Source organism: Pseudomonas sp. IT-P12 (assembly GCF_949767465.1).
In the GTDB taxonomy this organism is placed as follows: Bacteria; Pseudomonadota; Gammaproteobacteria; order Pseudomonadales; family Pseudomonadaceae; genus Aquipseudomonas.
In genome coordinates, this window is sequence record NZ_CATKPY010000021.1 from 1,166,965 (window position 1) to 1,191,790 (window position 24,826).

General features: G+C 62.9%; 25 protein-coding genes. 13 read left to right on the forward strand and 12 right to left on the reverse strand.

Features of this window, described 5'->3' with window-relative positions; genetic code table 11:
* Positions 1 to 12 precede the first annotated feature (12 nt).
* The 3 genes from ACM6IM_RS14390 (at position 13) to ACM6IM_RS14400 (ending at position 3,046) form a co-directional block, all read left to right on the forward strand.
* Positions 13 to 612: a short chain dehydrogenase gene (locus tag ACM6IM_RS14390; RefSeq protein ID WP_201196600.1), complete on the forward strand. Its 600-nt coding sequence runs from the start codon at positions 13 to 15 to the stop codon at positions 610 to 612.
* A 59-nt stretch (positions 613 to 671) separates the two neighbouring features.
* Positions 672 to 1,337, forward strand: a complete 666-nt coding sequence (locus tag ACM6IM_RS14395; protein WP_414865460.1) for a COG3650 family protein — start codon at positions 672 to 674, stop codon at positions 1,335 to 1,337.
* A 95-nt stretch (positions 1,338 to 1,432) separates the two neighbouring features.
* On the forward strand, positions 1,433 to 3,046 hold the full coding sequence (locus ACM6IM_RS14400; protein WP_192302424.1) for an NAD(P)/FAD-dependent oxidoreductase: 1,614 nt from the start codon (positions 1,433 to 1,435) through the stop codon (positions 3,044 to 3,046).
* 116 nt (positions 3,047 to 3,162) lie between these two features.
* Here the strand turns inward: ACM6IM_RS14400 and ACM6IM_RS14405 are convergent, their stop codons facing one another.
* Positions 3,163 to 4,260: a PLP-dependent cysteine synthase family protein gene (locus ACM6IM_RS14405; RefSeq protein ID WP_414865501.1), complete on the reverse strand. Its 1,098-nt coding sequence runs from the start codon at positions 4,258 to 4,260 to the stop codon at positions 3,163 to 3,165.
* Positions 4,261 to 4,494: 234 nt separating this feature from the next.
* Between ACM6IM_RS14405 and nhaA the strand changes: the two genes are divergently transcribed.
* The 3 genes from nhaA to ACM6IM_RS14420 all read left to right on the forward strand — a co-directional run bounded on the left by nhaA (position 4,495) and on the right by ACM6IM_RS14420 (position 7,234).
* Positions 4,495 to 5,682: a Na+/H+ antiporter NhaA gene (gene nhaA, locus ACM6IM_RS14410; RefSeq protein WP_414865461.1), complete on the forward strand. Its 1,188-nt coding sequence runs from the start codon at positions 4,495 to 4,497 to the stop codon at positions 5,680 to 5,682.
* Between the two features lie 121 nt (positions 5,683 to 5,803).
* Positions 5,804 to 6,970 carry an S-type pyocin domain-containing protein gene (locus ACM6IM_RS14415; RefSeq protein ID WP_414865462.1) on the forward strand — a complete coding sequence of 389 codons (1,167 nt, stop codon included), beginning with the start codon at positions 5,804 to 5,806 and terminating at the stop codon, positions 6,968 to 6,970.
* Positions 6,971 to 6,985: 15 nt separating this feature from the next.
* The gene (locus ACM6IM_RS14420; protein WP_414865463.1) at positions 6,986 to 7,234 is read left to right on the forward strand and encodes a pyocin S6 family toxin immunity protein; all 249 of its coding nucleotides are present in this window, start codon (positions 6,986 to 6,988) and stop codon (positions 7,232 to 7,234) included.
* Between the two features lie 122 nt (positions 7,235 to 7,356).
* Here the strand turns inward: ACM6IM_RS14420 and ACM6IM_RS14425 are convergent, their stop codons facing one another.
* Positions 7,357 to 7,821, reverse strand: coding sequence for a glycine zipper 2TM domain-containing protein (locus tag ACM6IM_RS14425; protein ID WP_192302426.1), 465 nt, complete (start codon positions 7,819 to 7,821; stop codon positions 7,357 to 7,359).
* A gap of 163 nt (positions 7,822 to 7,984) precedes the next feature.
* Between ACM6IM_RS14425 and ACM6IM_RS14430 the strand changes: the two genes are divergently transcribed.
* The gene (locus tag ACM6IM_RS14430; protein ID WP_192302427.1) at positions 7,985 to 8,221 is read left to right on the forward strand and encodes a hypothetical protein; all 237 of its coding nucleotides are present in this window, start codon (positions 7,985 to 7,987) and stop codon (positions 8,219 to 8,221) included.
* 5 nt (positions 8,222 to 8,226) lie between these two features.
* On the opposite strand, the gene pdxH is transcribed toward ACM6IM_RS14430, so the two are convergent.
* From pdxH to dinG, 5 genes are all read right to left on the reverse strand, one after another.
* Positions 8,227 to 8,874, reverse strand: a complete 648-nt coding sequence (gene pdxH / locus ACM6IM_RS14435; protein ID WP_192302428.1) for a pyridoxamine 5'-phosphate oxidase — start codon at positions 8,872 to 8,874, stop codon at positions 8,227 to 8,229.
* Positions 8,875 to 8,898: 24 nt separating this feature from the next.
* Positions 8,899 to 9,990, reverse strand: a complete 1,092-nt coding sequence (locus ACM6IM_RS14440) for an OmpA family protein (RefSeq protein WP_414865464.1) — start codon at positions 9,988 to 9,990, stop codon at positions 8,899 to 8,901.
* Between the two features lie 112 nt (positions 9,991 to 10,102).
* The gene (locus ACM6IM_RS14445) at positions 10,103 to 11,248 is read right to left on the reverse strand and encodes a serine hydrolase domain-containing protein (RefSeq protein WP_414865465.1); all 1,146 of its coding nucleotides are present in this window, start codon (positions 11,246 to 11,248) and stop codon (positions 10,103 to 10,105) included.
* Positions 11,249 to 11,470: 222 nt separating this feature from the next.
* Positions 11,471 to 13,987, reverse strand: a complete 2,517-nt coding sequence (locus ACM6IM_RS14450; protein WP_414865466.1) for a beta-agarase — start codon at positions 13,985 to 13,987, stop codon at positions 11,471 to 11,473.
* Positions 13,988 to 14,082: 95 nt separating this feature from the next.
* Positions 14,083 to 16,227: an ATP-dependent DNA helicase DinG gene (gene dinG / locus ACM6IM_RS14455; protein ID WP_192302432.1), complete on the reverse strand. Its 2,145-nt coding sequence runs from the start codon at positions 16,225 to 16,227 to the stop codon at positions 14,083 to 14,085.
* 96 nt (positions 16,228 to 16,323) lie between these two features.
* On the opposite strand from dinG, the gene ACM6IM_RS14460 reads away from it, so the two are divergent.
* On the forward strand, positions 16,324 to 16,788 hold the full coding sequence (locus ACM6IM_RS14460) for a CopD family protein (protein ID WP_192302433.1): 465 nt from the start codon (positions 16,324 to 16,326) through the stop codon (positions 16,786 to 16,788).
* Between the two features lie 77 nt (positions 16,789 to 16,865).
* On the opposite strand, the gene ACM6IM_RS14465 is transcribed toward ACM6IM_RS14460, so the two are convergent.
* From ACM6IM_RS14465 to ACM6IM_RS14480, 4 genes are all read right to left on the reverse strand, one after another.
* On the reverse strand, positions 16,866 to 17,624 hold the full coding sequence (locus ACM6IM_RS14465) for a collagen-like protein (RefSeq protein WP_414865467.1): 759 nt from the start codon (positions 17,622 to 17,624) through the stop codon (positions 16,866 to 16,868).
* Positions 17,617 to 17,895, reverse strand: coding sequence for a DUF1145 domain-containing protein (locus ACM6IM_RS14470; RefSeq protein WP_192302435.1), 279 nt, complete (start codon positions 17,893 to 17,895; stop codon positions 17,617 to 17,619). The genes ACM6IM_RS14465 and ACM6IM_RS14470 overlap by 8 nt, the downstream gene beginning before the upstream one ends.
* Before the next feature lie 147 nt (positions 17,896 to 18,042).
* On the reverse strand, positions 18,043 to 18,762 hold the full coding sequence (locus ACM6IM_RS14475; protein ID WP_192302436.1) for an OmpA family protein: 720 nt from the start codon (positions 18,760 to 18,762) through the stop codon (positions 18,043 to 18,045).
* Between the two features lie 89 nt (positions 18,763 to 18,851).
* Positions 18,852 to 19,547: an OmpA family protein gene (locus ACM6IM_RS14480; RefSeq protein WP_192302437.1), complete on the reverse strand. Its 696-nt coding sequence runs from the start codon at positions 19,545 to 19,547 to the stop codon at positions 18,852 to 18,854.
* 189 nt (positions 19,548 to 19,736) lie between these two features.
* On the opposite strand from ACM6IM_RS14480, the gene ACM6IM_RS14485 reads away from it, so the two are divergent.
* Genes ACM6IM_RS14485 through ACM6IM_RS14500 form a run of 4 tightly spaced genes read left to right on the forward strand, consistent with a single transcriptional unit; the run spans position 19,737 to position 21,457 of the window.
* Positions 19,737 to 20,234, forward strand: a complete 498-nt coding sequence (locus ACM6IM_RS14485) for a DUF6231 family protein (RefSeq protein WP_192302438.1) — start codon at positions 19,737 to 19,739, stop codon at positions 20,232 to 20,234.
* 4 nt (positions 20,235 to 20,238) lie between these two features.
* Positions 20,239 to 20,715, forward strand: a complete 477-nt coding sequence (locus tag ACM6IM_RS14490) for a YchJ family protein (RefSeq protein ID WP_192302439.1) — start codon at positions 20,239 to 20,241, stop codon at positions 20,713 to 20,715.
* A 47-nt stretch (positions 20,716 to 20,762) separates the two neighbouring features.
* Positions 20,763 to 21,257 carry an LEA type 2 family protein gene (locus ACM6IM_RS14495; protein ID WP_414865468.1) on the forward strand — a complete coding sequence of 165 codons (495 nt, stop codon included), beginning with the start codon at positions 20,763 to 20,765 and terminating at the stop codon, positions 21,255 to 21,257.
* On the forward strand, positions 21,254 to 21,457 hold the full coding sequence (locus ACM6IM_RS14500; RefSeq protein WP_003198420.1) for an SEC-C metal-binding domain-containing protein: 204 nt from the start codon (positions 21,254 to 21,256) through the stop codon (positions 21,455 to 21,457). Before ACM6IM_RS14495 ends, ACM6IM_RS14500 begins: the two co-directional genes overlap by 4 nt.
* Before the next feature lie 108 nt (positions 21,458 to 21,565).
* Here the strand turns inward: ACM6IM_RS14500 and ACM6IM_RS14505 are convergent, their stop codons facing one another.
* Positions 21,566 to 22,117 (reverse strand): cysteine hydrolase family protein, encoded by a 552-nt coding sequence (locus tag ACM6IM_RS14505; protein WP_414865469.1) that lies wholly within the window; start codon positions 22,115 to 22,117, stop codon positions 21,566 to 21,568.
* 173 nt (positions 22,118 to 22,290) lie between these two features.
* Here ACM6IM_RS14505 and ACM6IM_RS14510 point away from each other — a divergent pair, with 173 nt between their 5' ends.
* Positions 22,291 to 24,741: a penicillin acylase family protein gene (locus ACM6IM_RS14510; protein ID WP_414865470.1), complete on the forward strand. Its 2,451-nt coding sequence runs from the start codon at positions 22,291 to 22,293 to the stop codon at positions 24,739 to 24,741.
* Positions 24,742 to 24,826: the final 85 nt, after the last annotated feature.

Genomic DNA, 24,826 nt, shown 5'->3' on the forward strand with positions numbered 1-24,826 from the left:
AGGATCCACCCCATGAAAATTCTTCTGATCGGCGCAGCCGGTACGATCGGTTCGGCCATCGACAAAGCGCTGTCCGAGCGTCACGAGATCATCCGCATCGGTCGCAACAGCGGTGATTTGCAGGTGGATATCAGCGACAGCGCCTCGATTCGCCGCCTCTTCGAAAAGACCGGGACATTCGATGCGCTGATCTGCGCCGCCGGCAACGTGACCTTCGCCCCGCTCGACGAAATGAGCGCAGACAGTTTTGCCCTGGGCCTCAAGGACAAACTCATGGGCCAGGTCAACCTGCTGCTGATCGGCCGCGAATTCGCCAACGACGGTGCCTCGTTCACCTTCACCACCGGCGTGCTCAGTCACGACCCGATCCGCAGCGGCGCGTCGGCGGCGCTGGTCAACGGCGCCCTCGACAGTTTCGTGCGGGCTGCCGCGATCGAACTGCCGCGCGGCCTGCGCGTGAACTCGGTCAGCCCTAACGTGCTGCTCGAGGCCATGGGCAAATATGCACCGTACTTCCGCGGCTTCAAGCCGGTTCCCGCAGCCGATGTGGCACTGGCCTACGCCAAGAGCGTGGAAGGCCTGCAAACAGGTCAGACCTTTCATGTGGGCTGAGCCCTTGTGATGAACGGTCAGGCTGAGTAACGTGGCGGCACTTGTCTGGAGAGCCAAAGATGCGTGTTGCCCGTTCCTTAGTCCTCGTTGCCCTGCTTCCGCTGTTCGCCGCCTGCCAGTTACTGGAAAGCCCCCGTGAAAGTGCCTCTCACGTGGGTCAGAGCCGAATGCAGGGTCAACTGATGGCAGCCGATGGCAAACTGGTGTTCCAGCCGTGCAATGAGCAGCGCAACCTGGTGGTCAACGACATCGGCGGCACCAGTGTCCTGCAGGAGGCCGCGACCCTGGCCGACGCGCAGGGCAAGCTGTTCGCCGATGTTCGCGGGCGCGTCGTTGCCAGCGGCGGCGAGGACCGGCTGGACCTGGCGCAGTTGTACCGCGTCGAGCGCTCGGGCACCGCGTGCGACGATCCGAACTTCAAGTTGCTGATCCTGCGTGCCGCCGGCCATGGTCCGGACTGGAACGTCAGGGTCAGCGGCAAGGGCATGGTCATCGACCGGGCGGGGCAACCGCCGCTGGCCGTTCCCTACGTTGAGGAGCAACTGGGCGACGGGCGCTTCAACCTCAGCACCGAAGCCAATAACCAGCACATCGAACTGTGGGTCGCGCCGCAGCGTTGCGTCGACAGCAGCACCGGCAGCATTGCGCACATGAGCGCCGAGTTGCGTGTCGATGGCCAGGTCCAACGGGGCTGCGGGTATTTCGGCGGTTCGCGCAACGACTGATCGTTTAAGCCTCACGGGAATCGTCCTTTGAGGCTTATAATCGCGGCCTTCAAACGCCCTGGCGCAGTTGAGCGCCCCGCGAACCGGATCCCGCCATGTTACGAATCACCGAACTCAAGCTGCCGATCGACCATCCCGATGAAGACCTGCGCCGCGCCATTGTGCAACGCCTGGGCATCGCCAGTGATGACCTGCTCGACTTCACCTTGTTCAAGCGCAGCTACGATGCGCGCAAGAAATCCTCCGAACTGTGCTTCATCTACACCATCGACCTCACCGCCAGGGATGAGGCGGCCCTGCTGCACAAGTTCGCCGACGACCGTAACGTCAACGTGGCACCGGATGTCAGCTACAAAATGGTCGGCCAGGCGCCGGCCGGCCTAGAGCAACGCCCGGTCGTGGTCGGGTTCGGCCCCTGCGGCATTTTCGCCGGCCTGTTGCTGGCGCAGATGGGCTTCAAGCCGATCATCCTCGAGCGCGGCCCCGATGTCCGCCAGCGCACCAAGGACACCTGGGGGCTGTGGCGCAAAAGCGTCCTCAACCCTGAGTCCAACGTGCAGTTCGGTGAAGGGGGTGCCGGCACCTTCTCCGACGGCAAGCTCTACAGCCAGATCAAAGACCCGAAATTCATCGGCCGCAAAGTCCTGCACGAGTTCGTCAAGGCCGGCGCGCCGGAAGAAATCCTCTACGTCAGCAAGCCGCACATCGGCACCTTCCGCCTGACGGGCGTCGTGGAAAACATGCGCGAGCAGATCCGCGCCCTGGGCGGTGAGGTGCGCTTCCAGCAGCGCGTCACCGACGTGTTGATCGAAGACGGTCAACTGGTCGGCGTCGAGCTCCACGGCGGCGAACAGATCCACTCCAGACACGTGATCCTGGCCCTCGGCCACAGCGCCCGCGACACCTTCCGCATGCTCCACGGCCGTGGCGTGTTCATGGAAGCCAAGCCGTTCTCCGTGGGCTTCCGCATCGAGCACCCGCAGTCGCTGATCGACCGCGCGCGCCTGGGCAAATACGCCGGCCACCCGAAACTTGGGGCCGCCGATTACAAACTGGTGCACCACGCCAAGAATGGCCGCTCGGTCTACAGCTTCTGCATGTGCCCGGGTGGCACCGTGGTTGCCGCGACGTCCGAGCCCAATCGCGTCGTGACCAACGGCATGAGCCAGTACTCGCGTAACGAGCGCAACGCCAACTCCGGCATCGTGGTCGGCATCACCCCGGAAGTCGATTACCCGGGCGGCCCGCTGGCGGGCATCGAATTGCAGGAACGCCTGGAATCCCACGCCTATGTCCTGGGTGGCAGCAACTACGAGGCACCGGCGCAACTGGTGGGCGATTTCATCGCCGGCAAACCGTCCACCGAGCTGGGCAGTGTCGAGCCTTCCTACAAACCCGGCGTGGCACTGGGTGACCTGGCCCTGGCCTTGCCGGCGTTCGCCATCGAAGCCATTCGCGAAGCCTTGCCGGCGTTCGAAAAGCAGATCCGTGGTTACTCGCTGCATGATGCGGTGTTGACGGGCATCGAAACCCGCACGTCGTCGCCTTTGCGCATCACCCGCGATGAGTCGATGCAGAGCCTGAACGTGAAGGGTCTGTTCCCGGCGGGTGAAGGCGCAGGTTATGCCGGCGGGATTCTGTCGGCGGGTGTCGATGGCATTCGCATTGCCGAAGCCGTGGCGCGGGACATCCTCGGCCTGCCAGCCTGACCCGATTCAAATGTGGGAGCGGGCTTGCTCGCGAATGCGGTAGATTAGCCAACATCTCTGTTGAGTGTTAAACCCCTTCGCGAGCAAGCCCGCTCCCACACTTGATAGTGTGTGTGTCAGATGTTGGCGCGCAGCACTGTGTCCGGCAGTGGCTCACCTCGTTCGACCGTGGCAGCCACTTCAGCCATCAACCCGCTCAATTCATACCCTTGGGCCTTGAGCCAGGCTTGATCGTAGTAGCTGGTCTCGTAACGCTCGCCGCCATCACACAGAATCGCCACGATCGACCCCGACTCCCCCGCTGCCGCCATCTGCTGCGCTGCCATCAACGCGCCGATCAGGTTGGTCCCGCTCGACCCGCCGACACGCCGCCCCAGGCGTTGCGCCAGGTAGTGCATGGCAGCCAGCGACAAGGCGTCCGGCACCTTGACCATCGCATCGATCACTTTCGGCAGGAACGACGCCTCGACCCGCGGCCGTCCGATGCCTTCGATCCGCGAGCCGTGATCCAGGCGCAGGCTGGCATCGCCGGTCTGGTAGTAAGCGAAAAACACCGAACGCTCGGCATCGGCACACAACACGCGGGTGCAATGCTGGCGATAACGCACGTAGCGGCCGAGGGTCGCGGTAGTGCCGCCGGTGCCGGGGCTGGATATCAGCCAGCTCGGCTCGGGATGTTGCTCGAAACGCATCTGGTGGAAGATCGACTCGGCGATGTTGTTGTTCGCCCGCCAGTCGGTGGCGCGTTCGGCGTAGGTGAACTGGTCGATGAAATGCCCGTCGTGCTCACGGGCCAGGCGCTCGGACTCGGCATAGATTCGGGTCGGATCGTCCACCAGGTGGCTTTTGCCGCCGTAGAATTCAATCTGCGCGATCTTCTCCCTGGAGGTGGTTGCCGGCATCACCGCGATGAACGGCAACCCCAGTAGACGAGCGAAGTACGCCTCGGAAATCGCCGTCGAGCCGCTGGATGCCTCGATCACCGGCGCACCGGGCTTGAGCCAGCCGTTGCACAGCGCATACAGGAATAATGAGCGCGCCAGGCGATGTTTCAGGCTGCCGGTGGGATGGCTCGACTCATCCTTGAAGTACAACTCGATGCCCGGAAAACCTGGCAGGGGCAAGGGGATGAGGTGCGTGTCGGCGCTGCGCTGGAAGTCGGCTTCGATGATCCGGATGGCTTCCCGGGCCCATTGTCGGTTGTCGCTCATGATGGCTTCTCGTTGAGGCGGCCTTGTTGCAAGGCTCAGCCCCGCAGCTTAGGAAAAATCCGACATCGCGCACAGATACAGCTGAGCCTCAATACCTGAATCAACTGCTAGGCTCAGGTCCGTGCTGCCCATCGCACCTCAACGGCATATAACAAAAAAGAATATAACTTTTGTTTTAACAACTAACGGTACGGGTTAGGGTGTGCCACCTTTTTCATAATTCGATGGAGAGCGACCTTGCCTCTGCGTAGCACTTTCACGCGTTTCTTTCAGTTGGAAGCTGCCAGCGGTCTGTTGTTGATCGCCGCGGCCGCCCTGGCCCTGATCATCAACAACTCATCGCTGTCATGGCTGTACAACGGTCTGCTGGACACCCCCGTGGTCGCCCAGGTCGGGGCGCTGAAAATCGCCAAGCCGCTGCTGCTGTGGATCAATGACGGCCTGATGGCGCTGTTCTTCCTGCTGATCGGCCTGGAAGTGAAGCGCGAAGTGCTCGACGGCCAACTGGCGAAACCCTCGCAGATCGTCCTCCCCGGCGCGGCGGCCATTGGCGGCATGATCGTGCCGGCCCTGATCTACTGGTTCCTCAACCGCGACAACCCGGCGGCACTGAGTGGCTGGGCCATTCCGACCGCCACCGACATCGCCTTCGCCCTCGGCGTGCTGGCCCTGCTGGGCAAGCGGGTGCCGGTGTCGCTGAAACTGTTCCTGATGACCCTGGCCATCATCGATGACCTCGGTGCAATCGTCATCATTGCGATCTTTTATTCCGGCGCCCTGTCGACCTTGTCCCTGGCGCTGGCAGCCGTCTGCATCGGGGCGCTGATCGCGATGAACCGGATGGGTGTGGTCAAGCTCGGGCCGTACATGATCATCGGCCTGATCCTGTGGGTGTGCGTTCTCAAGAGCGGCGTCCACGCCACGCTGGCCGGCGTGACCCTGGCGTTCTGCATCCCTCTGCGCACGAAAAACGCCGAACCTTCGCCCCTGCTGACGCTGGAGCACGCCCTCCACCCTTGGGTGGCCTACGGCATCCTGCCGCTGTTCGCCTTCGCCAACGCCGGCTTGTCCCTCAGTGGCGTGACCGTCGAAAGCTTCACCCACGACGTTCCCATGGGCATCGCACTGGGCCTGCTGCTGGGCAAGACGATCGGTGTATTCGGCCTGACGTGGCTGGCAGTGAAAACCGGCATCGCTGCCCTGCCCCAAGGCGCCAACTGGGGGCAGGTACTGGGTGTGGCGATCCTCTGCGGGATCGGCTTCACCATGAGCTTGTTCGTCGGTTCCCTGGCCTTCGTGCCCGGCGCCAGCGACTACGCCGGCATGGACCGCATGGGCATCCTCACCGGCTCGATCCTGGCCGCCTTGATCGGTTATGCGGTGACGGCGGCGGCGAGTCGCAGGAGCGCTGCGCTGCTGTCCTGATCATCTGAGACAACTTCGCGTCACATTAGCGACGCTTCCTACAGCCACGATCAATCCGCTTCGATAACGTCGCACAACCCGTTTGCCAAGGGTTGGCGACGTATGAATGCAAGGACGATCAGTGGCTGGCAACAAGGATATTCCCAGGGTCAAAAACCCTCCGTCGGGCGATGGCCATCATGTGACCTATCGCCTGATGAACGCCACCGAGCTGGCGGAGCGGGAGGCAAGGCAAAAGGCCTACGACGCCATGCGCGAACGGCAGCAGGCGTTCGAGGACAGCCGGACGGTGGTGCCAGGCGAGCCCGCGACGGTTCGCAAGGGCTGCGTGTTCGCCAAGTCCTGCAAGCTGCCGGACGCCATCATCGACTACACGAACCCTTCGGGGATGGTGCCCACCGACAGCCTCAAGGATTACGGCGAAGTGGCCTGGCTCGGCGCCTCCGAGGTCAATAGCGCAGGCCTGGCAGAACTCAACCGCATCGGCGGCACGGCGCTCGCCATCGGCCGACTGGCGCTGTGGACGCCGGCTGCTGCAGCGCCCGTCGGCGCACTCAGCGTGGCCGGCTCAACCGCCCTGGTCGCACTGATAGCGGTGTTCTGGTCGCCGAGCCTGGGCGACAGCGCGCTCTACAGCGAAGAGCAACTGCGCACCCTGAAACAGGCCCGTACCCGCGTGCGCCTGCACGTCGAGCAGCTGGCCGACGGCACCCTCAAGGGCTACGGCTTCTACACCGGTACGAACCGCGAGTGGGAAATGGTCGATGTGGTGCAACTTGCGTTGCGCGACAGCCAATACGTTGCCGATCTGGGCGAAGGCATCAAGCTGATCTGGACCCCGGCCGTCGATGGTTCGGACATTCTCGGCATTCCCAAGCTGGAAGCGGCGCCGCAGGCACCACATATCTGGGTCTATCCGCCGACGAAACAGGCTGAGGCGATCATCGTCGACCCGGTTTACCCGCCGGATTACAAGGATTTCATTCTTGTGTTTCCGGTGGGGTCGGGGGTTCGGCCGTTGTATGTGGTCGTTTCACGCCCGCTGAATGGCGACCACACTTACCATACTCCGCCACGGACTTTACCCGCATTTTCCGACGCCATTCGCGTCAAGACCAAAGGAAATAGAAAGCGCTGGGAAAGCAAAAAGCGTATTTATGAATGGGACTACGAACACGGTGCGGTCGAGGTTTACAACTGGGCGGGCGATCATCTGGGCGAGTTTGATGCAACGACGGGCAAACAGACCGGGGAAGCAAAACCTGGAAGACGAACCTATACAAAATGAGCAGTGAGGCCAGACATGATATTTATCGAGATTGAAGGCTTTTTCCCGGATCCAAACCCCGACAATACGCTGCAGTATGAAAAAGCAGTCCCCCAAACACTGGAGACCTCAGTGCTGAACGTGATGGGTTGGTCGACTCTGCATGACGTACCTATGGGAGAGCATCTTCTATCTCCAGATCAAGCCAGTACCATTATTGAGTTGGTGGGTGAACCTTTCAGGGTAGAGCTCGATTACTACATGGGGCTTTGCACTACAAATTGAGGAGATTTCCCTCCCTCAAGATCCTACCCATGCAGAGCGTGGGAAGGATCAGCTGGCAACGACATAAAAAAAACCCCAACCAGCTCTCACTGATCGGGGTTCTTCGTTACCCGCCGCTGCGCTTAATGCGAAACGCGGCTGGTGCCGTCAACGGTCGCGATGCGTACGCGTTCGCCGACACGGAACACTTCGTTTTCCTGAACCTGCTGGACGTAGGCGCGCATGCTGCCGTCGTCTTCGCGCACGGTGATTTCCACGCCCTGGGTGCGGGTCAGGCCTTCTTCAGTGGCAGAGCCGAGCAAGCCACCGGCAACGGCACCGATGACGGCGGCCACGATGCTGCCGCGACCACCACCAATGGCGCTGCCGCCGACACCGCCGACCACGGCGCCTGCTGCGCCACCGATCGGAGTCTTGGTGCCTTCGATTTTCACCGGACGCAGGGACTCGATGGTGCCCATGCGAACCGTCTGCACGCGACGCGCTTCGTCACGGGAGTAGGAGTCACCGGTCAGGCTCGATTGGCAGCCAGTGAGCAACATCGCCATCGTGGTAAAGGTAGCAACTAGCAGAACAGACTTACGCATAGCATCAACTCCAAAGGACAGATATTCATTAAACTCCGCAGCTTGACGCGTGTCACGACGTGGCCCGGATAAAATGGGTTTGATTCAGGCCAGGTACAGGCGTTTCCACTCACCCCGGCACGCGGTATTTGGCCGAATATGCGCTGCAAAACCAAGGATTGTCATGGATTACTTCATCATTGTCGTCACCACTGTCGCCGGTCTGTATTTCCACTGGTGGATATACGTGCGGATCAAACGCTGGATGGACCGTGACCTGGCGCTCGCCCTGGCAGGTGACGACGAGCATAAGAAAGTCTTTATGCTCCAGCAACTGGCGAATGCTCAAGCGCAGAAAATCAAGCGCCGCGACCTGCCCCAGTGGCTGGAGGCCGCTGCAGCAGGTTATCCCGGTCGGTAGACTGCCTAGGGGGCCAGACGTTCAAGAATCCAGTTGGCGCCCTGGACACGGTAGTTGAGGCGATCGTGCAGGCGACTCGAACGGCCCTGCCAGAACTCGATGCGCTCGGGCAGCAGGCGGTAACCGCCCCAGTGCTCGGGGCAGTGGGGCTGGGTATCGCTGAATCGTTGCTCGGTACGCTTGAGCAGGGCTTCCAGCTCACCACGGTCGGCGATCACCCGGCTTTGCGGTGAGGCCCAGGCGCCGAGACGACTGCCCAGTGGCCGAACCTGAAAATAGGCATCGGACTCCTCTGGCGTGACCTTCACCACTCGTCCTTCGATGCGCACCTGGCGTTCGAGCGCCGGCCAGAAGAAGGTCATGGCCGCGAACGGGTTCGCGGCCAGGTGCTGGCCCTTGGCGCTGTCGTAGTTGGTGAAGAACGTGAAACCCTGCTCGTCCAGCCCCTTGAGCAACAGAATGCGGCAATGCGGTCGACCGTCCGAGTCGACGGTCGCCAGGGTCATGGCGTTGGCCTCCACCGGTGCCTGTTCGGTTTTCACCGCGTCGGCAAACCAGGTGTGGAACAGCGCAAACGGCTCGGCCGGGGCTTGCGCCTCGGTCAGGCCGTCGCGGGTGTAGTCTCGACGCATATCAGCCAGGCCCTGGGTCATGGCATATTCCTTTTGATCAACGAATCACTTTTTTGCAGCATCGGCGGCGGCGACTTTCTTGTCAGCCGTGGCCGCTTTGGCCGGGGTGGTCTTTTTCGCTGGCGTTGCGGTCTTGGCCGGTGCTTTCTTGGCGGCGGCCTTCTTGGCTGGCGCTTTTTTCGTGGCAGGCACTGCGGCTTTCTTGGCAGCCGGGGCCGGGGTGACGGGGGTGGCGACGGGTTTGACGTCCTGGGACGCGACCATCTTCACCGGCGCCGGGGCTGGCATGTTGTATTTGCTCAGCAGCGCGACCATGGTGTTCTGCGGCGTCACCAACAGTTCGACACGACGGTTCAGGGCACGGCCTTCAACGCTGTCGTTCGCCGCCCGTGGGGCGTCGCCACCCATGCCGCGCAACATCAGACGATCACGCTGCAGCCCGCTGAGACGGAAAATGGCGGCTACCGCCTGGGCACGTTCCTGGCTCAGCTTGACGTTGGCCGGCGCGGCACCCGAGGTATCGCTGTGACCCAGTACCAGCACGGCGGTCTTCGGATCGACTTCAAGGATTTTCGCCACCCGGGTGAACGGACCCAGGGTCACGGGCAGCAACATGGCCGGACGATCAGGGTTGAACGAACCTTCGACCGGCGCGGTGATGACCAGCACATCCTCACGACGTTCGAGTTGCAGGTTGCTGTCCTTGATCGCTACGCGCAGGCGCGGCTCGTAATCATCGAGCCAGGCCTGGGTGACCTTTGGATCGGGCATCGGCACGACCTTGGCGGTGCTCTGCTCTTTGCCGCCGAAAGGCCACCACCATTTACCGCCAGCCTGGGCTTCAGCCTTGGCCACTTCGACCGGCTTGGCTTCAGGCTTGACCTCGGGCTTCTTGTCCAGGGCTTCGTCGGAACCAAACGGCCAGTACCAGGGATTGGCGCTCTCGGCCTTGGCCGCTGGAGCTGCCGCCACCGGTTTCACCGGGGCTGGAGCGGGTACCGGCTCCTTGGCCGCCACTTTGTCGGAAGAGCCGAACGACCACCAGCTACCGCCATCGGAATCATTTTTTGGGTTCTGCGCACAACCGGTGACGGCGATGCTCAGGGCCAGAGCGAGGGTGGTTTTATTGAATGACATTGGATATCCACAAAAAAGTGATCATGAAAAAAGGCCGGCAGTACCCGGATAAATAGACGCTTGGAAAACATATAGGCCTTCGGGTTCCGGCCCTGGAACCCTTGAGCGCGTTTTACAGACAAGTGGCCAATACCCGGGCGAGCTTCTGCGCGCGCGGATCCATCAAAACGTAAGGTCCCAGTGTGTTGGTCACAAAACCGAAGGCAACGTCGTGTTCCGGGTCGGCAAAGCCGATGGAACCTCCGGCGCCAGGATGGCCGAATGCCCGTGGGCCGAGGCCGTAGGTCGCGTTGGGCACGTCCGGTTGATCGAGCATGCAACCCAGGCCGAAACGGGTCCGGGTCAACAGGGTCTTGTCTTCGCCGATGCTGTGTTCGCGGGTCAGTTCCTCGAGCATTTCGCTTTCCAGCAGGCTGCCGTCGAGCAGCCCGGCGTAGAAGCCGGCCAGGCTGCGGGCATTGCCGTGGCCATTGGCCGCCGGCTGCTGCATGCGGCGCCACTCGGGTTTGTTGGTGCTGGTCAGGACCGACGGCGGGTTGGTGAAGGCCCGCGTGGTCATGGACGTCGGTTCGCGCATCGTCACCTGTAGCAGGCGCTGGGCGGCGGCATCGCCGACATTGCCCTTGCCACGGGCGATGTGCGCCACACGATGGAATTCTTCATCCGCCAGGCCGACATGGAAGTCCAGCCCCAACGGCTTGGCGACGCGGGCCACGATCGATTCCCCCGGCCCGCGCTGGTCGGCCCGCCGCAGCAATTCCCCCACCAACCAGCCATAAGTGATCGCGGCATAGCCATGCGCGGTGCCAGGCGTCCACCACGGTGATTCGGCGGCCAGGGCATCGACCATGGTTTGCCAGTCGTACAGCGCCTGCGGGGCGAGCAATTCGCGCAGCGCCGGCAGGCCGGCCTGATGGCAGAGCAATTGACGCAGGGTTATGGAATCCTTGCCGGCCGCCGCAAACTCGGGCCAATAGCGAGCCACCGGGGCATCCAGTTGCAGCTTGCCTTCGGCCACCAGTTGCAGGGCGGTGACCGCCGTAAAGGTCTTGGTGCAGGAAAACAGGTTGGCAATGGTGTCGCTGTGCCAAGCCTCCAGGCCGTCCTTGTCGGCGGTGCCGGACCAGAGATCGACGACCGTTTCGCCGCCGATCCGGATGCACAAGGCGGCACCACGTTCCTGGGGATCGTCGAACAACGCGGCAAACGCTTCACGCACCGCTTCGAACCTGAGTTCGTAATGACCCTGAATCTGCACCCGTGACTTCCTCGGACAAACCTTCAACAAAGTGGCCGGCATTGTTCCAGCCATTGACCGTTTTGGGAACAGGGTTGGGCTGGGCGGTCGGTTTGCCCAAGGCTTGCTGGAGGATTTTGGGTGTCTGGAAACGCGTCATCGCGAGCGGGCTCGCTCCCCAGAGATCGCGCTCGACCGTGAGAGCGAGCCTGCTCGCGATGGACGATGATACGGTTTCAGGTGTCAGTGACCGGTGCCCGAATGCCCGCCCGCATGCCCGGCGCCCTGCCCCGCGCCTTTGCCCGCCTCACCCTGGCGCCCCCCTTCGGCGTCGTGACTGGCCTTATCGGCCTCGACCCTGGCCTTTTGCGCTTCTTTACCCAGTTGATCGATGGTCGCCAGGTTGCTTTTGCGCACGCTGTCGACGAAGCCCTGGAACGGCAGGTCGGTCACCCCCACCAAGCCAAAGTGACCGTTCTCGCCATCCAGCAGTCGGCCGGTCACCGGTTGATCGAGGTACTGGAACCAGTGCACACCGACAATCGAAGGCTCGCTCAGGGCCTGTTTCAGGAAGTTCGCGTAGGCCGGCCCACGGTCCTCTTCCCTGGCCAGTTGGGTCACGCCGCCCCAGAACGGGCCGCGATCGGCCGAGCCGAAGTTGAACTCGGTGATCAGCACCGGCTTGTCGAGGCTGCGCAGGCTGGCGAAGTCGTAACCGTCCTGCGGTTGCAGGGTGTACATGTTGAAGCTCAGCACGTCGCAATACCGCGCGCAGGACGCCACCGCTTCCGGGGTGCTGACGGCAAAGCGACCGCCCAGCAACAGCTGGTTCGGGGCATGCCACTTGAGCGAGTCGGAGAGGGTCTTGAAGTAGGTATCGGCGAACACCTGCTGGAAGTATTTGAAGTCGTTCTCGATTTCCGGGTGTTCAGCGCTCGGCAGTGGCGGGACGAAACCGGGGTCTTCCATCAATTCCCAGGCGGGCAGGTCAATGCCCCAGGCCTTGGAAAGGCCCGCCTGATTGCGGTACTTGTCGCGCAATTGCTTGAGGAACGCACGTTTGGCCGGGACATCGGTGGTCAGTTTCAACGTGCCATAAGCCAGCGCGTAGCGGGCTTTCGGGTCGTCGCCGGCGCCAGGGCCGGCCCAGGCCAGTTCGTTGTCGGCGAAATAACCGATCAGCCACGGATCGTCGCGATGATCGCGGGCGGCGATGGCCACGGCACGTTCGGTGGCCATGGCAAAGCGCGGATCGAACGGGTCGGGCATGCCACCCCACCAATCGGCACCGGTGCTGATGCTGGCGTAATCGCCGACGATGGACAGCGGTAATGTGTAGGGCATGCGATCGGCGCTGGCCAACGCCGGGGCGCTCCAGTTGCCAAGGGTGTTGAAGCCCCAGGCCTGCAGGCGGTCCAGGGTATGGCTGGCCCAACGTTGCTCGTCGATCACTGCCGTGCACGGCTCGGCGGGTTTGTGCTCTAGCGCTTTCGCAGCGGTAGCGTCCTCGGCAGCGGTCTGGGCGGCTTCGGCGACACCGGCTTCGGGGGTGGACGGGACGACTGGCGGTTCGGCCGCTTTGTCGCTGGTCGCGGCAACTGCGTCGGCCTTGGCGGCTTCGGCGACCCCGGCCCGGGTTTCGTTGACCGGCACGCAAGGGTTGCCGTAGAGACGTTGCAGGTTGGCGCCATAGAAGTCGTACCAGCGACCGGCGTTATAGCCACGGCCCTGATCGGCGCCATTGCCGCCCCGGTTGTCGCTTTCGCCGTAATGGCTGGCCAGCGGTTCGTCGGGTGTGGGCAGTGATTCGAACATCCACTCGCGGCCGGCGACGTAAGTCGGGTTGACGTCCGGGGCGACGGTATTGACCCCCAGCGAATAGAATGGATGCCCCTCGGGTGTCACCAGGTACCAGCGGCCGTCACGCTTTTCACTGCGGAAAAAGCCGCTGGCCTTGAAGGTCGGGCCCTGGGTCCAGCCGCCGAATTTGTCCAGGGACGCCTTGTGGCGCTCGGCCAGCCAGGTTTTCGTTTGCTGTTGTTCCTTGGCGATGGCGCCCTTGAGCTGCTCGTCGCTGCTGACCTTCTCCGGCCACCGGGCCCGGGTCGATTGACCGTAGGTATCGACCAGGCCGCCATAGACCGCGCGGGTCACGGCCTCGCCCTCCTGCACACCGAAGCGCTCCAGCAGAATGCTCTGCGCGGCCTTGGGCTGATCCATCGACAGGCTCACCGACACCACCTGGCTGCGATCCAGCTCGCCAGCGCTGCTGGTCAGCAATATGCGCTGACCGTCAACGGTCATCGGCATCGGCGGGCCGGCCTTCATGCCCAGGCTCAACGGCGTACTGGGCTGCAGCGGCACCAGCAGCGTCTGCGCGGGGCCAGCCGGCAGGTCGACGCGACTGACCAGCGTCTTGCCGTCGTTGCTCTGGATTTTCACGTAGAGGGTCACGGCCCAATTCATCGCACTCTGGATCCGCAGGCTCATCATGCCCGACTGCGACCAATCCCAGGCGCCGGTTTGCGGGGTCAGGCGCAGGGTCGGTTGCGCCACCGGATTGAACGTCACCCGGCGCAGCACTTCGCCTTCGGCCGTCTGCTCGGCATTCGATTGCGGCAGGCTGGCGTCCTGAGTCGCCACCTGGACCACGTCGGCGGGGCGGACAAAGTTGAACAGCGTCTGCTGGCCGGCGGGCGCCGCCCATACGGGGGCTGCGAAGAACACGGCAAGAACAGCGGGCAACGAACGGCGGATCATAAGAACGAAGTTCTCCCTAACGACCAATGATGGCCTATGGAAACGCGATGACAGAAAGATAGACAACACGATGGGCAGAATGGCCCATCGTTGCCTCAGGAAATTTCTCGGCGGAAGGGTGGCAACGCATTGAGAATGGCCTTGCCATAGCGCTGCGTCACCAGGCGCCGGTCGAGCAAGGTGATGATGCCGCGATCCTCTTCGGTACGCAGCAGGCGGCCGCAGGCCTGGACCAGCTTCAGCGAGGCGTCGGGCACCGAGATTTCCATGAACGGATTGCCGCCCCGGGCCTCGATCCATTCGGACAATGCGGCTTCGACCGGGTCGTCGGGCACCGAGAACGGGATCTTGGCGATGATCACGTGTTCGCAATAGGCGCCGGGCAGGTCGACCCCCTCGGCAAAGCTCGCCAGGCCGAACAGCACGCTGGCATCGCCACCATCGACCCGCGCCTTGTGCTTGTTCAGGGTTTCCTGTTTCGACAGGTTGCCCTGAATGAACACCTGCTTGCGCCAGTCGCGGTCAAGGCCGTCGAACACGTCCTGCATCTGCTTGCGCGAGGAAAACAGCACCAGCGTGCCGCGCGAACCTTCCACCAGTTCCGGCAGGTCGCGAATGATCGCCGCCGTGTGCGCCGCCGCATCCCGGGGATCGGCGTTCAGGTTCGGCACCCGCAGTACACCGGCGTCGGCGTGGTGGAACGGGCTGGGGACCACGGCCGTCACGGCTTTTTTCGGCAGGCCGGCGCGCATGCGAAAGCGGTCGAAGGTGCCCAGCGCGGTCAGGGTCGCCGAGGTCACCAGGCAGCCGTAAGCCACGTTCCACAGGTTGCGCCGCAGCATTTCCGCCGCAAGGATCGGGCTGGCATTGACCTCGATGTCGAACAGCGAGCCACTTTCGGCCAGGGTCAGCCAGCGCGCCATGGGCGGGTTGTCTTCCGGGTCCTCGACCGTGAACGCGGTCCACAACTCCCAGTTGCCCGAGGAACGGGACAACAGGCTGCCGAACAACGGGTACCACTCTTCAGCCTGGTTGCTGGCGATGCCGATGTTGACCTCGCCGTCCATGCCTTCCTTGAGCAGGTCGGTCAGGCGGGTGAACAGGTCGGTGAGCCGGGCAAAGCCTTTTTTCAGCTCGATGCCCATCTCGCGCATGTGCTCGGGAATCACCCCGCCGACGAATCGATGGCGCGGCCGCTCGCGACCCTCGACGTCTTCGCCGGGCTTGAAGTCGGCGACCTGCTCGCAGGCACTGAACATGAATTGCTGCTGGGACTTGATCTCCCGCGCCAGCTCCGGCACCTGTTCGATCAACTTGCCCAGGTCGCCCGGCAACGGATGCTGGGCCAGCAGCTTGGTGAGGTTCTTGGCGGTGGTTTCCAGCCAGTCGGCGGTGGAGCGCAGACGCGTGTAGTGGGCGAAATGGCCGATGGCCTTGTCCGGCAGGTGGTGACCTTCGTCGAACACGTAGACGGTGTCGCGCGGGTCAGGCAGCACGGCGCCGCCGCCCAGGGCCAGGTCGGCCAGGACCATGTCGTGGTTGGTGACGATCACGTCGACCTTGCCCATGCCTTCGCGAGCCTTGTAGAAGGCGCACTGGCCGAAATTGGGGCAATGGCGGTTGGTGCACTGGCTGTGATCGGTAGTCAGGCGCGCCCAGTCGGCATCTTCCAGGGCATTGGGCCAACTGTCGCGGTCGCCGTCCCATTTATTGCCGGCGAGCTTCTCGATCATGCTGGTGAACAGTTTCTGACTGGCTTCATCGACCTCGATCTTGAAGCCTTCTTCTTCGAACAGCTGCGCCGTGGCGGTTTGCGCGTGGCCTTCCTGGAGCAACATGTCGAGCTTGGACAGGCACATGTAGCGGCCCCGTCCCTTGGCCAGGGCAAAACTGAAGTTCAGGCCGCTGTTGCGCATCAGGTCGGGCAGGTCCTTGTAGACGATCTGCTCTTGCAGGGCCACGGTCGCGGTGGCGATCACCAGGCGTTTGCCGGCAGCCTTGGCGGTCGGGATCGCTGCCAGGCTGTAGGCCACGGTCTTGCCGGTACCGGTGCCGGCCTCCACCGCAACAATCGCGGGCTCGCCACTGCGCCGGCCTTCATCGTCGGTGTCGATATCGCCCAGGACCTTGGCGACCTCGGCGATCATCAGGCGTTGGCCATAGCGCGGCTTGAGGCTCTTGGCTTCGAGAAAACGCGAGTAGGCGCCCTGGATCGTGGTTTTGAGTTCAGTGCTGATCATGTATTGTCGGGCGCAAAAAACGCTGGATAAATTTTCAGTGGTTTTGGGGGGCTATCATACCCCGCTAATTAATCCTGCGCAGAACGGAGTACCTCAATGACACCTTTCAGTCTCGTTTATACCCTGCATGTCCTGTCCGCCCTGGTGTGGGTCGGCGGCATGTTCTTCGCCTGGATGGTGCTGCGCCCGGCGGCGATCAAAGCCCTGGAAGGACCCGCCCGGCTGAAGCTGTGGGTAGAAGTGTTTCAAGGTTTTTTCCGCTGGGTCTGGGTAGCCGTGGTGCTGTTGCCGATCAGCGGCGTGGGCATGATTCACCTGCAATACAGCGGTTTCGAGAGCGCGCCGCGCTACGTGCAGATCATGATGGGCTTGTACCTGGTGATGACCGCCCTGTTCATCCGCATCCAGGCGTTGCTGTTGCCGGAGTTGCGCACGGCCGTCGGCGCGCAGGATTGGCCGGTGGGGGCTGCGGTCCTGGGGAGAATTCGCAGGCTGGTGGGAATCAACCTGATGGTCGGGCTGGTGCTGGTGGCGATGGCGGCGGCCCGGCCGACCTTTTAAGCGCCTCGCGAGCAGGCTCGCTCCCACAGGAGCGGGCTTGCTCGCGATGGCAAGCGCCAGGCTCACACAAACATCACTTACAACCGCTGCACCGTCACCGCTCCGGCCGCGCCCGCAGGGCCTGGCTGACCATCCACGCCGGGCTTGCCGCTCTTGCCGCCATCGGCCTTGTAGATCAGGCAGCCCTTGGCCTTGCCACCCGCCCCCGGCTTGCCACCGGGACCGGCCAGGCCGCCAGCGCCACCTTCCACCTGGACCTTGATCTGCTCAGCCGGATAATCCTGCGGCACGGCCAGCCTGACCAGCGCCCCTGGCGCGCCCGGCTGGCCGTCGCTGCCGTTACTGCCATCGGCACCGCGACCCGCCTGACCCCAGGTGCAGCCCGGCGCCTGGCCATTGGCGCCATCAAGCCCGACAAAACCCGGCGCCCCGGCACCGCCGCGTGCATCGACCGACAGCAGCGGCGCGGTCAGTGCCTTGATCTGCAAATTCAGGTTACGCCCCGCACGGGCAGCCTTGAGGTAGGTGCCCGGCGCCCCCCGGGCAGTGATCTGGCTGCCTTCGGACAACTCGGCGCGATTGACCTTCAATTCCAGGGCATTTTCACTGGGAACGATGGCGATCCGCGCCTCACGCCCCAGGTGCAGCTCACCCACACTGACTTCGGTCACATTCGGAGGAATCAGCAACGTGCCGTAATCGGCCACTTCCAGGCGCTCCAGTTGCAAGGTACTGGTGGCGTTGGGCAGGCGCATCAGGGAGTTGGTTTCGACGCTGACCACCTGGGCACAGGCGAACGGGCTGACAAGGGCGGCGAGCAGACAGAGTTTACGCATGGGAAGCCTTAGGTTCGGCGGGAGCTGGAAGGGTTTGCAGGTGGAAAACACCAAAAAGGACAATCTTCAGGCGATCTCGCCAAGGGTGGGCACGTCCCCGCAGGCTGCGAAAGCAGAACACCGCCTCGAGCAGATGAAGGACCGCCAGCAAGCCACCGGCCAGACTGACCAGCAGGTGTAGCGGATAGACAAAGGGTGTCATCAGATTGACCAGCACCACCGCCCAGAACAGCAGGGTCAACAGCTTGCCCAGCCCCCAAACCGCCTTCATACGCTCCCCCGATGAGAATTATTCTTTTGCGCACAGTAACGGCTTCCACGCGGGATAAGCCAGAGGGCAACGGAAAATTCTTCATGAAGATTTTCAAATCGCCGTCGAATCGCCCGTAGGAACGATCCGACGGCTCTACCACGGGGCTCAGCGATTGAGGTGCAACTCCACACGGCGATTTTTCGCCCGGCCTTCCTCTGTTTCATTGTCGGCCACCGGCTCGCTTTCGCCACGGCCTTCGCTGGTGATCTTGTTCGGCGCCACGTGCATGCCCAGCAGATAGGCCGCCACGCTGCTGGCCCTGCGCTCCGAGAGTGCCTGGTTATAGGCGTCCGAACCTTTGCTGTCGGTATGACCGATGACCTTGATGCTCGTCACGTCCGGGCTCTGCAACCGGGGCATCACTTCGTCCAATTGGCTCTGCGCCGCCGGCGTCAGGTCGGATTTGTCGAAAGCGAACAACACGGCGCCGGCATCACTGAGGGTGATGACCTCGACAGGTGCGGGTTCGGCGGGCTTCGCGCTGGCCGGGTACTGCGGCAGCGGGCAACCATGATGCTCGACAGGTGTGTTGGCCGGCGTATCGGGGCAGCGATCGCGTCGATCGAAAATGCCATCGTCGTCTTCGTCGCCATCCTGGGCGTAGCAGATCAGGCCGCCGGTCAGGATGCCGAGCGCCGCACCACCGGCCGCCCACCCGCCACTTTCCATGGCGCCCAGGCCGCCACCGACCAGCCCGCCGATGACGCTGCAGATCGGCCAGGTTCGTTGGTTGAGAGGGGCAGTGCCATCGCTGTGAGTGGCGCAACCGGTCAATACGCTGCTCAGCAGCACAACCGGCAAGACGGTCCGAATGAGTACGCTCATATGGAAAGCTCCTGTGTTACCGGCCGATGCCGGCTACACAGGAGTAAAGACCCGCATCCGCGACTGCACAAGGCGCGGATGCGAGGGGTTCAGCGGTTGATTTTGATTTCCGTGCGACGGTTCTGTGCACGGCCGTCAGCGGTTTTGTTGTCGGCCACTGGCTGGCTTTCACCGGCACCGGACACCGACACGAAGCTGCTGCGTGGCACACCGCTCTGGACGAGGTAGTCCACGACCGAATGGGCGCGACGATCCGACAGTTTCTGGTTGTAGGCATCGCTGCCCACGCTGTCGGTGTGGCCGGTCACGGTCAGTTGTGCGGTGGCGGATTCCTGTTTCAGACGCGTCGCGATTTTATTGAGGACGTCTTTGTCAGACGCGGTCAGCGTGGCTTTGTCGAACTGGAAGTGAACATCACGGATGACGATGGTTTCTTCCTTGACCACGACCACCTCTTCAACCACTGGCGCAGGCACAGGGGGTGGGCAACCGTCGGCGTCGACTTTCACGCCTCTAGGCGTGCCGGGGCACTTGTCGCGGCTGTCCGGCACACCATCGCCGTCCTCGTCGCCATCACCGTGCACCCAGCAGTAGGCTGCCGCCGTACCGCCGACCAGCAACGCACCGTAACCTGCCCACGCCGAGCTCTCGGTCGCGCCGAGACCCGCACCCACAACACCGCCGACGGCCGCACAGGTCGGCCAGTCGGTTTTCTGCAAACCTGCGCAACCAGTCAACACACTGGTTAGCAGAACCAAGGGTAGTGCTGTCCGAACTATGCTCATCTAGTTTTCTCCTGAAGGATCGGCTTAGAACCGATTCAGGGAGTAAAGACCCGAGTTTTAATCTCCGCCAGCAATAGGCCATTGCAGTTTTGTCCCGTGTTCGCGGGCAATCGGCATGTGCGGTGCCAGAGCGCTCTATATCTGGACCTGTGGGCGCGCTAGTCTTGGCGCTCTGATTGAGGATCTTCGATGACTGCAGCTATTTCTTCGCGCACGCCCCAGCAGGCGCTGGCCGCTTTGCTCGACCGTTACGCCCCGCCGCGCCTGTTGCTGATCGGCGCCAGCGAGTTCCCGGCGCTCGAGGCATTCAGGCTCGCGCACCCGGACACCTGCGTGGCCCATGCCGCGCCGGGCCCCTTGCCGGCCGAGCTGGCAGCCCGTCGCTTTGACCTGGCGCTGGTGGTCGATTGCCTCGAACACCTGCCCAAGCGCGAGGGTCTGAACCTGCTAGGCGGCATTCGCAACCTCAATGCCAGTCGTCTTGCGGTGCTCGCGGACGTGCCGGCCAGCGGCTGGCAGGAAACCGATTTTTTCTCCCTGGCCCTGCAAGCCAGCGAACGCTTCCAGCGCGACGACCAGGTACTGACCCTGTTCACCTACGATCTGCTTGACTACAAACAAGTCCCCGACTGGCTCAACTCACGCTTCTGGGCCAATCCGGAAAACTTCGGGAAATATTGGTGGTAACGCAATGAGTACATCCATTTGCCCTTGTGGCAGCGGCACCCTGCTTGACGCCTGCTGCGGCCATTTCCACGCCGGCCACCCGGCCCCTTGCGCCGAAGCCCTGATGCGTTCGCGCTACAGCGCCTATGTGCTGGGCCTGGTCGATTACCTGGTGGCGACCACCCTGCCCGCGCAACAGCCCGGGCTGGATCGGCAATCCATCAGCGACTGGAGTGCGCAAAGCACCTGGCTGGGTCTTGAGGTGGAAAGCTCCGAGGTCTTCGGCGGCCAGCCGGAGCACGCCTTCGTCACCTTCACGGCACGCTGGCACGACGGCAGCGGCGAACACAGCCATCGCGAGCGTTCGTCGTTCGTACAGAACAGTGGTCACTGGTACTTCATCGACCCCACCGTGCCGCTCAAGGCCGGACGCAACGACGCCTGCCCGTGCGCCAGCGGGCAGAAGTTCAAGAAATGCTGTGCGGGGTATTTCGCCAATTAAAGTGAAGCGTGAGGGACTAGACTGGGGGTCAAGGGAGACATACCACCATGATCAGCCATCGGTTCGCACAACGCCTGTTCACCTTGACCCTGCTGCTCGGGCTTGGCGGCTGCGCGTCCTGGTTCACGGACGACACGCCGGACCCCACCGTGCATCTGGTCAAGGTCGAAGTCATCCAGGCCAAGCTGATGCAACAACGCTTCGAACTGTACTTCCGGGTCGATAACCCTGCCGACACTGACCTGACGGTACGCGGTATCGAATACCGGATTCACCTGGGGAACATCCTGCTGGCCGAAGGCGAGCATGAGCACTGGTTTACGGTGGCGCCCAAGCGCAGCGGATTTTTCAAGGTGCCGATCCGCACCAATCTGTGGCCGAAGGTGCGAGAACTGGTGAAACTGCTGGAAAAACCCGACCAGGCCATTCCCTATCGACTGGAAGGTGAGCTGGAAACCGGTTTATTCATCGCGCACTACGTGCACCTGGCGCGCAATGGCGTGATAATCCCCGCCGATCTAATTCCGGAGCACACCCGATGACCCAGCAACCCCACGTCCATGGCCCTGATTGCAACCACGATCATGACCATCACCACGATCACGACCATGGCCACGTCCACGGCCCGAACTGTGGCCACGCGCACCAGGAACCGGTACGCAACGCCTTGAAGGACGTCGGTCGCAATGACCCTTGCCCCTGCGGCAACGGCAAAAAATTCAAGAAGTGCCACGGCGCCTGAAGCCTCGGGCGATGTTTGGCGTCGCCTGTTGAACTGCATCGCGAGCAGGCTCGCTCCCACATCAAAAACCCTGTGGAAGCGAGCCTGCTCGCGATGGCGGACTCACTGTCAGCCAAGAATCTGCGCCGTGCTTACCACCGTCGCATACTCGCCATGCAGGTTACCCAGCGACATCGCATGCACATCCTCGGCCGCCCATAGCCTGCCGAAGTAATCGGCCTTGTCGAACGTAAAACACGCATCCTCCGCCACCCAGGTGTCGAACCCCAGGTTTCCGGCCGTCCGCGCCGTGGCCTCCACCGAGTTGTTCGTGGCCACGCCGACGATGATCAATTGCTCGATCCCCGCCTCCCGCAAACGGGCCTCCAGCGCCGTCGCACAAAACGCATCCGGCACCTGCTTCTGAATCAGTGACTCGCCGGGCAATGGCTGAAAACGCGGCTGGAACTCGACACCCGATTGCTGCGGCCAGAATACCGATTCCGGCGAACGCGACAGGTGCTGCACGTGAAACAGCGGCCGCCCGCTGCGCCGCCAGGCGGCGAGCAATTCGACCATGCGCTCCTCAGCCTGTGGATTGTTTCGCCGACCGAGCCGAGGTTCCAGAATGCCTTTCTGCTGATCGATGATAATCAGTGCTGCGTTGCTCTTGAGCTCCATGCTGCCTGTTCCCATACACGGTCGTTGAATTTCACCCACTTTTGCATCGGGGACTGCTGCGGACAAGCATTCGACAGACAAATCCTGAAATAACCTCGCGCCCCGCTTGCGCGGCCACCGCCCGCTCACTAACGTAGCGCCTTTACCGACGCCACCCCCGCAGGAGCTTTGCCATGGCCTCGCCAGCCCTCACTCATTTTCTTCCCCGGTTCGGCATTGCCGCAGCAGTGGCCGGTGTTCTGGGCCTGAGCGGCTGTCAGACCTTCAACGCCCAGGACAGCCTTGTGCCGACCGTCGGCGTGCAGCCGCTCAAGGGCCTGGCGCAGAACGTTTCGGTGCGGCGCAACGCCATGGGCGTGCCGCTGATCGAAAGCAGCAGCTTCCATGACGCGCTGTTCACCCTCGGCTATGTGCACGCCAGTGATCGCATCACGCAGATGGTCACCTTGCGGCTGTTGGCCCAGGGCCGTTTGTCGGAGATGTCCGGGGCCGATCTGCTCGATGCCGACCGCTATATGCGCGCCGTCAACCTGCGCAAAAGCGCCGACGAGCTGTACAAGGCGTCTTCGCCACGACTCAAACGCTTCTTCGAGGTCTATGCCCGCGGGGTCAACGCGTACCTGTTCCGCTACCGCGACAAGCTGCCGGCCGATCTCGCCGCCACGGGCTACAAGCCTGAATACTGGAAGCCGGAAGATTCGGCGCTGATATTCTGCCTGCTGAATTTCAGCCAGTCGGCCAACCTGCCCGAGGAAATCGCCTCGCTGGTCCTCGCCCAGACGCTCACCACCGACAAACTGCCGTGGCTGACACCGTCCGCACCCGACGAAAAACTGCCTGAGGCCGAGGCGGAAAAACTTCGCGGCATCAAGCTCAACGGCGCAATCCCGGGACTTGCCGAGGTCAGCAAGGCCACCAGCCAGCTGTCCGCCCCGAACCTGCTGGGCGCCACGTCCTCGAACAACTGGGCAATCGCCCCGCAACGCAGCCGCAGCGGCAAGAGCCTGCTGGCCAGCGACAGCCACGTCCCGCTGGGCGTGCCGGCGTTGTTCAGCTACGTGCAGATCCGCGCACCGAAGTACCAGGCCTCCGGCGTGACCATCGCCGGCCTGCCGATGGTGCTGGGTGGTTTCAACGGCAAAGTGGCCTGGAGCATCGCGTCGGTCATGGGCGACAACCAGGACCTGTTCCTGGAAAAGATCAGACGCCAGGGCAATGCCCTGACCTACGAAACCGGCGGCAAATGGCAGCCGGTCATCGTTCGTAACGAAACCTACTTCGTCAAAGGCCAACGGCCCCTTCGCGAAGCGGTGTACGAAACCCGCCACGGCCCGCTGCTCAACAGCGCGCAGGGGACGGCGCTGGGCAACGGCTTCGGCCTGGCCCTGCAGACACCGAGCTTTGCCGAGGACAAATCGCTGGATGCCTTCTTCGACCTGTCCCGGGCGCAGAACGTCGAAAAAGCTTCGGATGCCAGCCGGGAAATCCGTGCAATCACGTTGAACCTGGTATTCGCCGACGCCAGCAACATCGGCTGGCAAGTCACCGGCCGCTACCCGAATCGCCGTGAAGGCGAAGGCCTGCTGCCGTCGCCGGGCTGGGACGGTCGCTACGATTGGGACGGTTACGCCGACCCGATGCTGCACCCCTACGACCAGGATCCGGCCCAAGGCTGGCTCGGCACCGCCAACCAGCGCGTGATCCCCCACGGCTACGGCATGCAATTGTCCAACTCGTGGTCGTCACCGGAGCGCGGCGAACGCCTGGCCGAACTGGCGGGGGCGGGCAAACACGACAGCCGTAGCGTGATTGCCATGCAGTATGACCAGACCACCACCTTCGCCGCCAAACTGAAGCAGATGCTGACCGCTCCGGGCATGGCACAGCCGTTGAAACAGGCGATCGAAGCGTTGCCGGTGGCCGAGCGCGGCAAGGCCCACGAGGCACTGACCCGCCTGATGGCGTTCGACGGCAAACTCACCCCGACCTCCGCCGATGCGGCGATTTACGAGCTGTTCCTGCAGGAAAGCAGCAAACAGATTTTCCTCGACGAACTCGGCCCGCAAAACAGCCCGGCGTGGAACGCCTTCATCGCCAATGGCAAGTTGTCCTACGCAGCGCAGGCCGATCACCTGCTCGGTCGCGAGGACAGCCCCTTCTGGGATGACACCCGTACCGCACAGAAAGAGGACAAACCGACCATTCTCGCCCGCAGCCTGGCGGCGGCCATCACCGCCGGCGACAGCCAGTTGGGCGGCGATCACAAAACCTGGCAGTGGGGCAAGCTGCACCGCTACGAGTGGAAGAACGCCAATGGCCAGACCGTGCGCGGTCCACTCGCGGCGGGTGGCGATCACACCACGCTGAACATGGCCGCGTTCGCCTGGGGTCAGGATTTCAACACCACGCAGGCACCGGCCATGCGCTTCATCGTCGACTTCGGCCAGGCCGAACCGCTGATGGGGCAGAACGGCACCGGCCAATCGGGCAACCCGGCCAGCCCGCACTACCTGGACAGCGTGGACCCTTGGCTCAAGGGGCAATACCTGAGCCTGCCCCTGCAGCCGCAGAATTTCGACAGGGTGTACGGGACCAAGCGGTTGACGTTGACGCCCGGCAAGTAACGGCCACACTCAAACCTGTGGGAGCGAGCCTGCTCGCGATAGCGGACGATCGATCGACATCATCGTCGACTGAACGACCGCTATC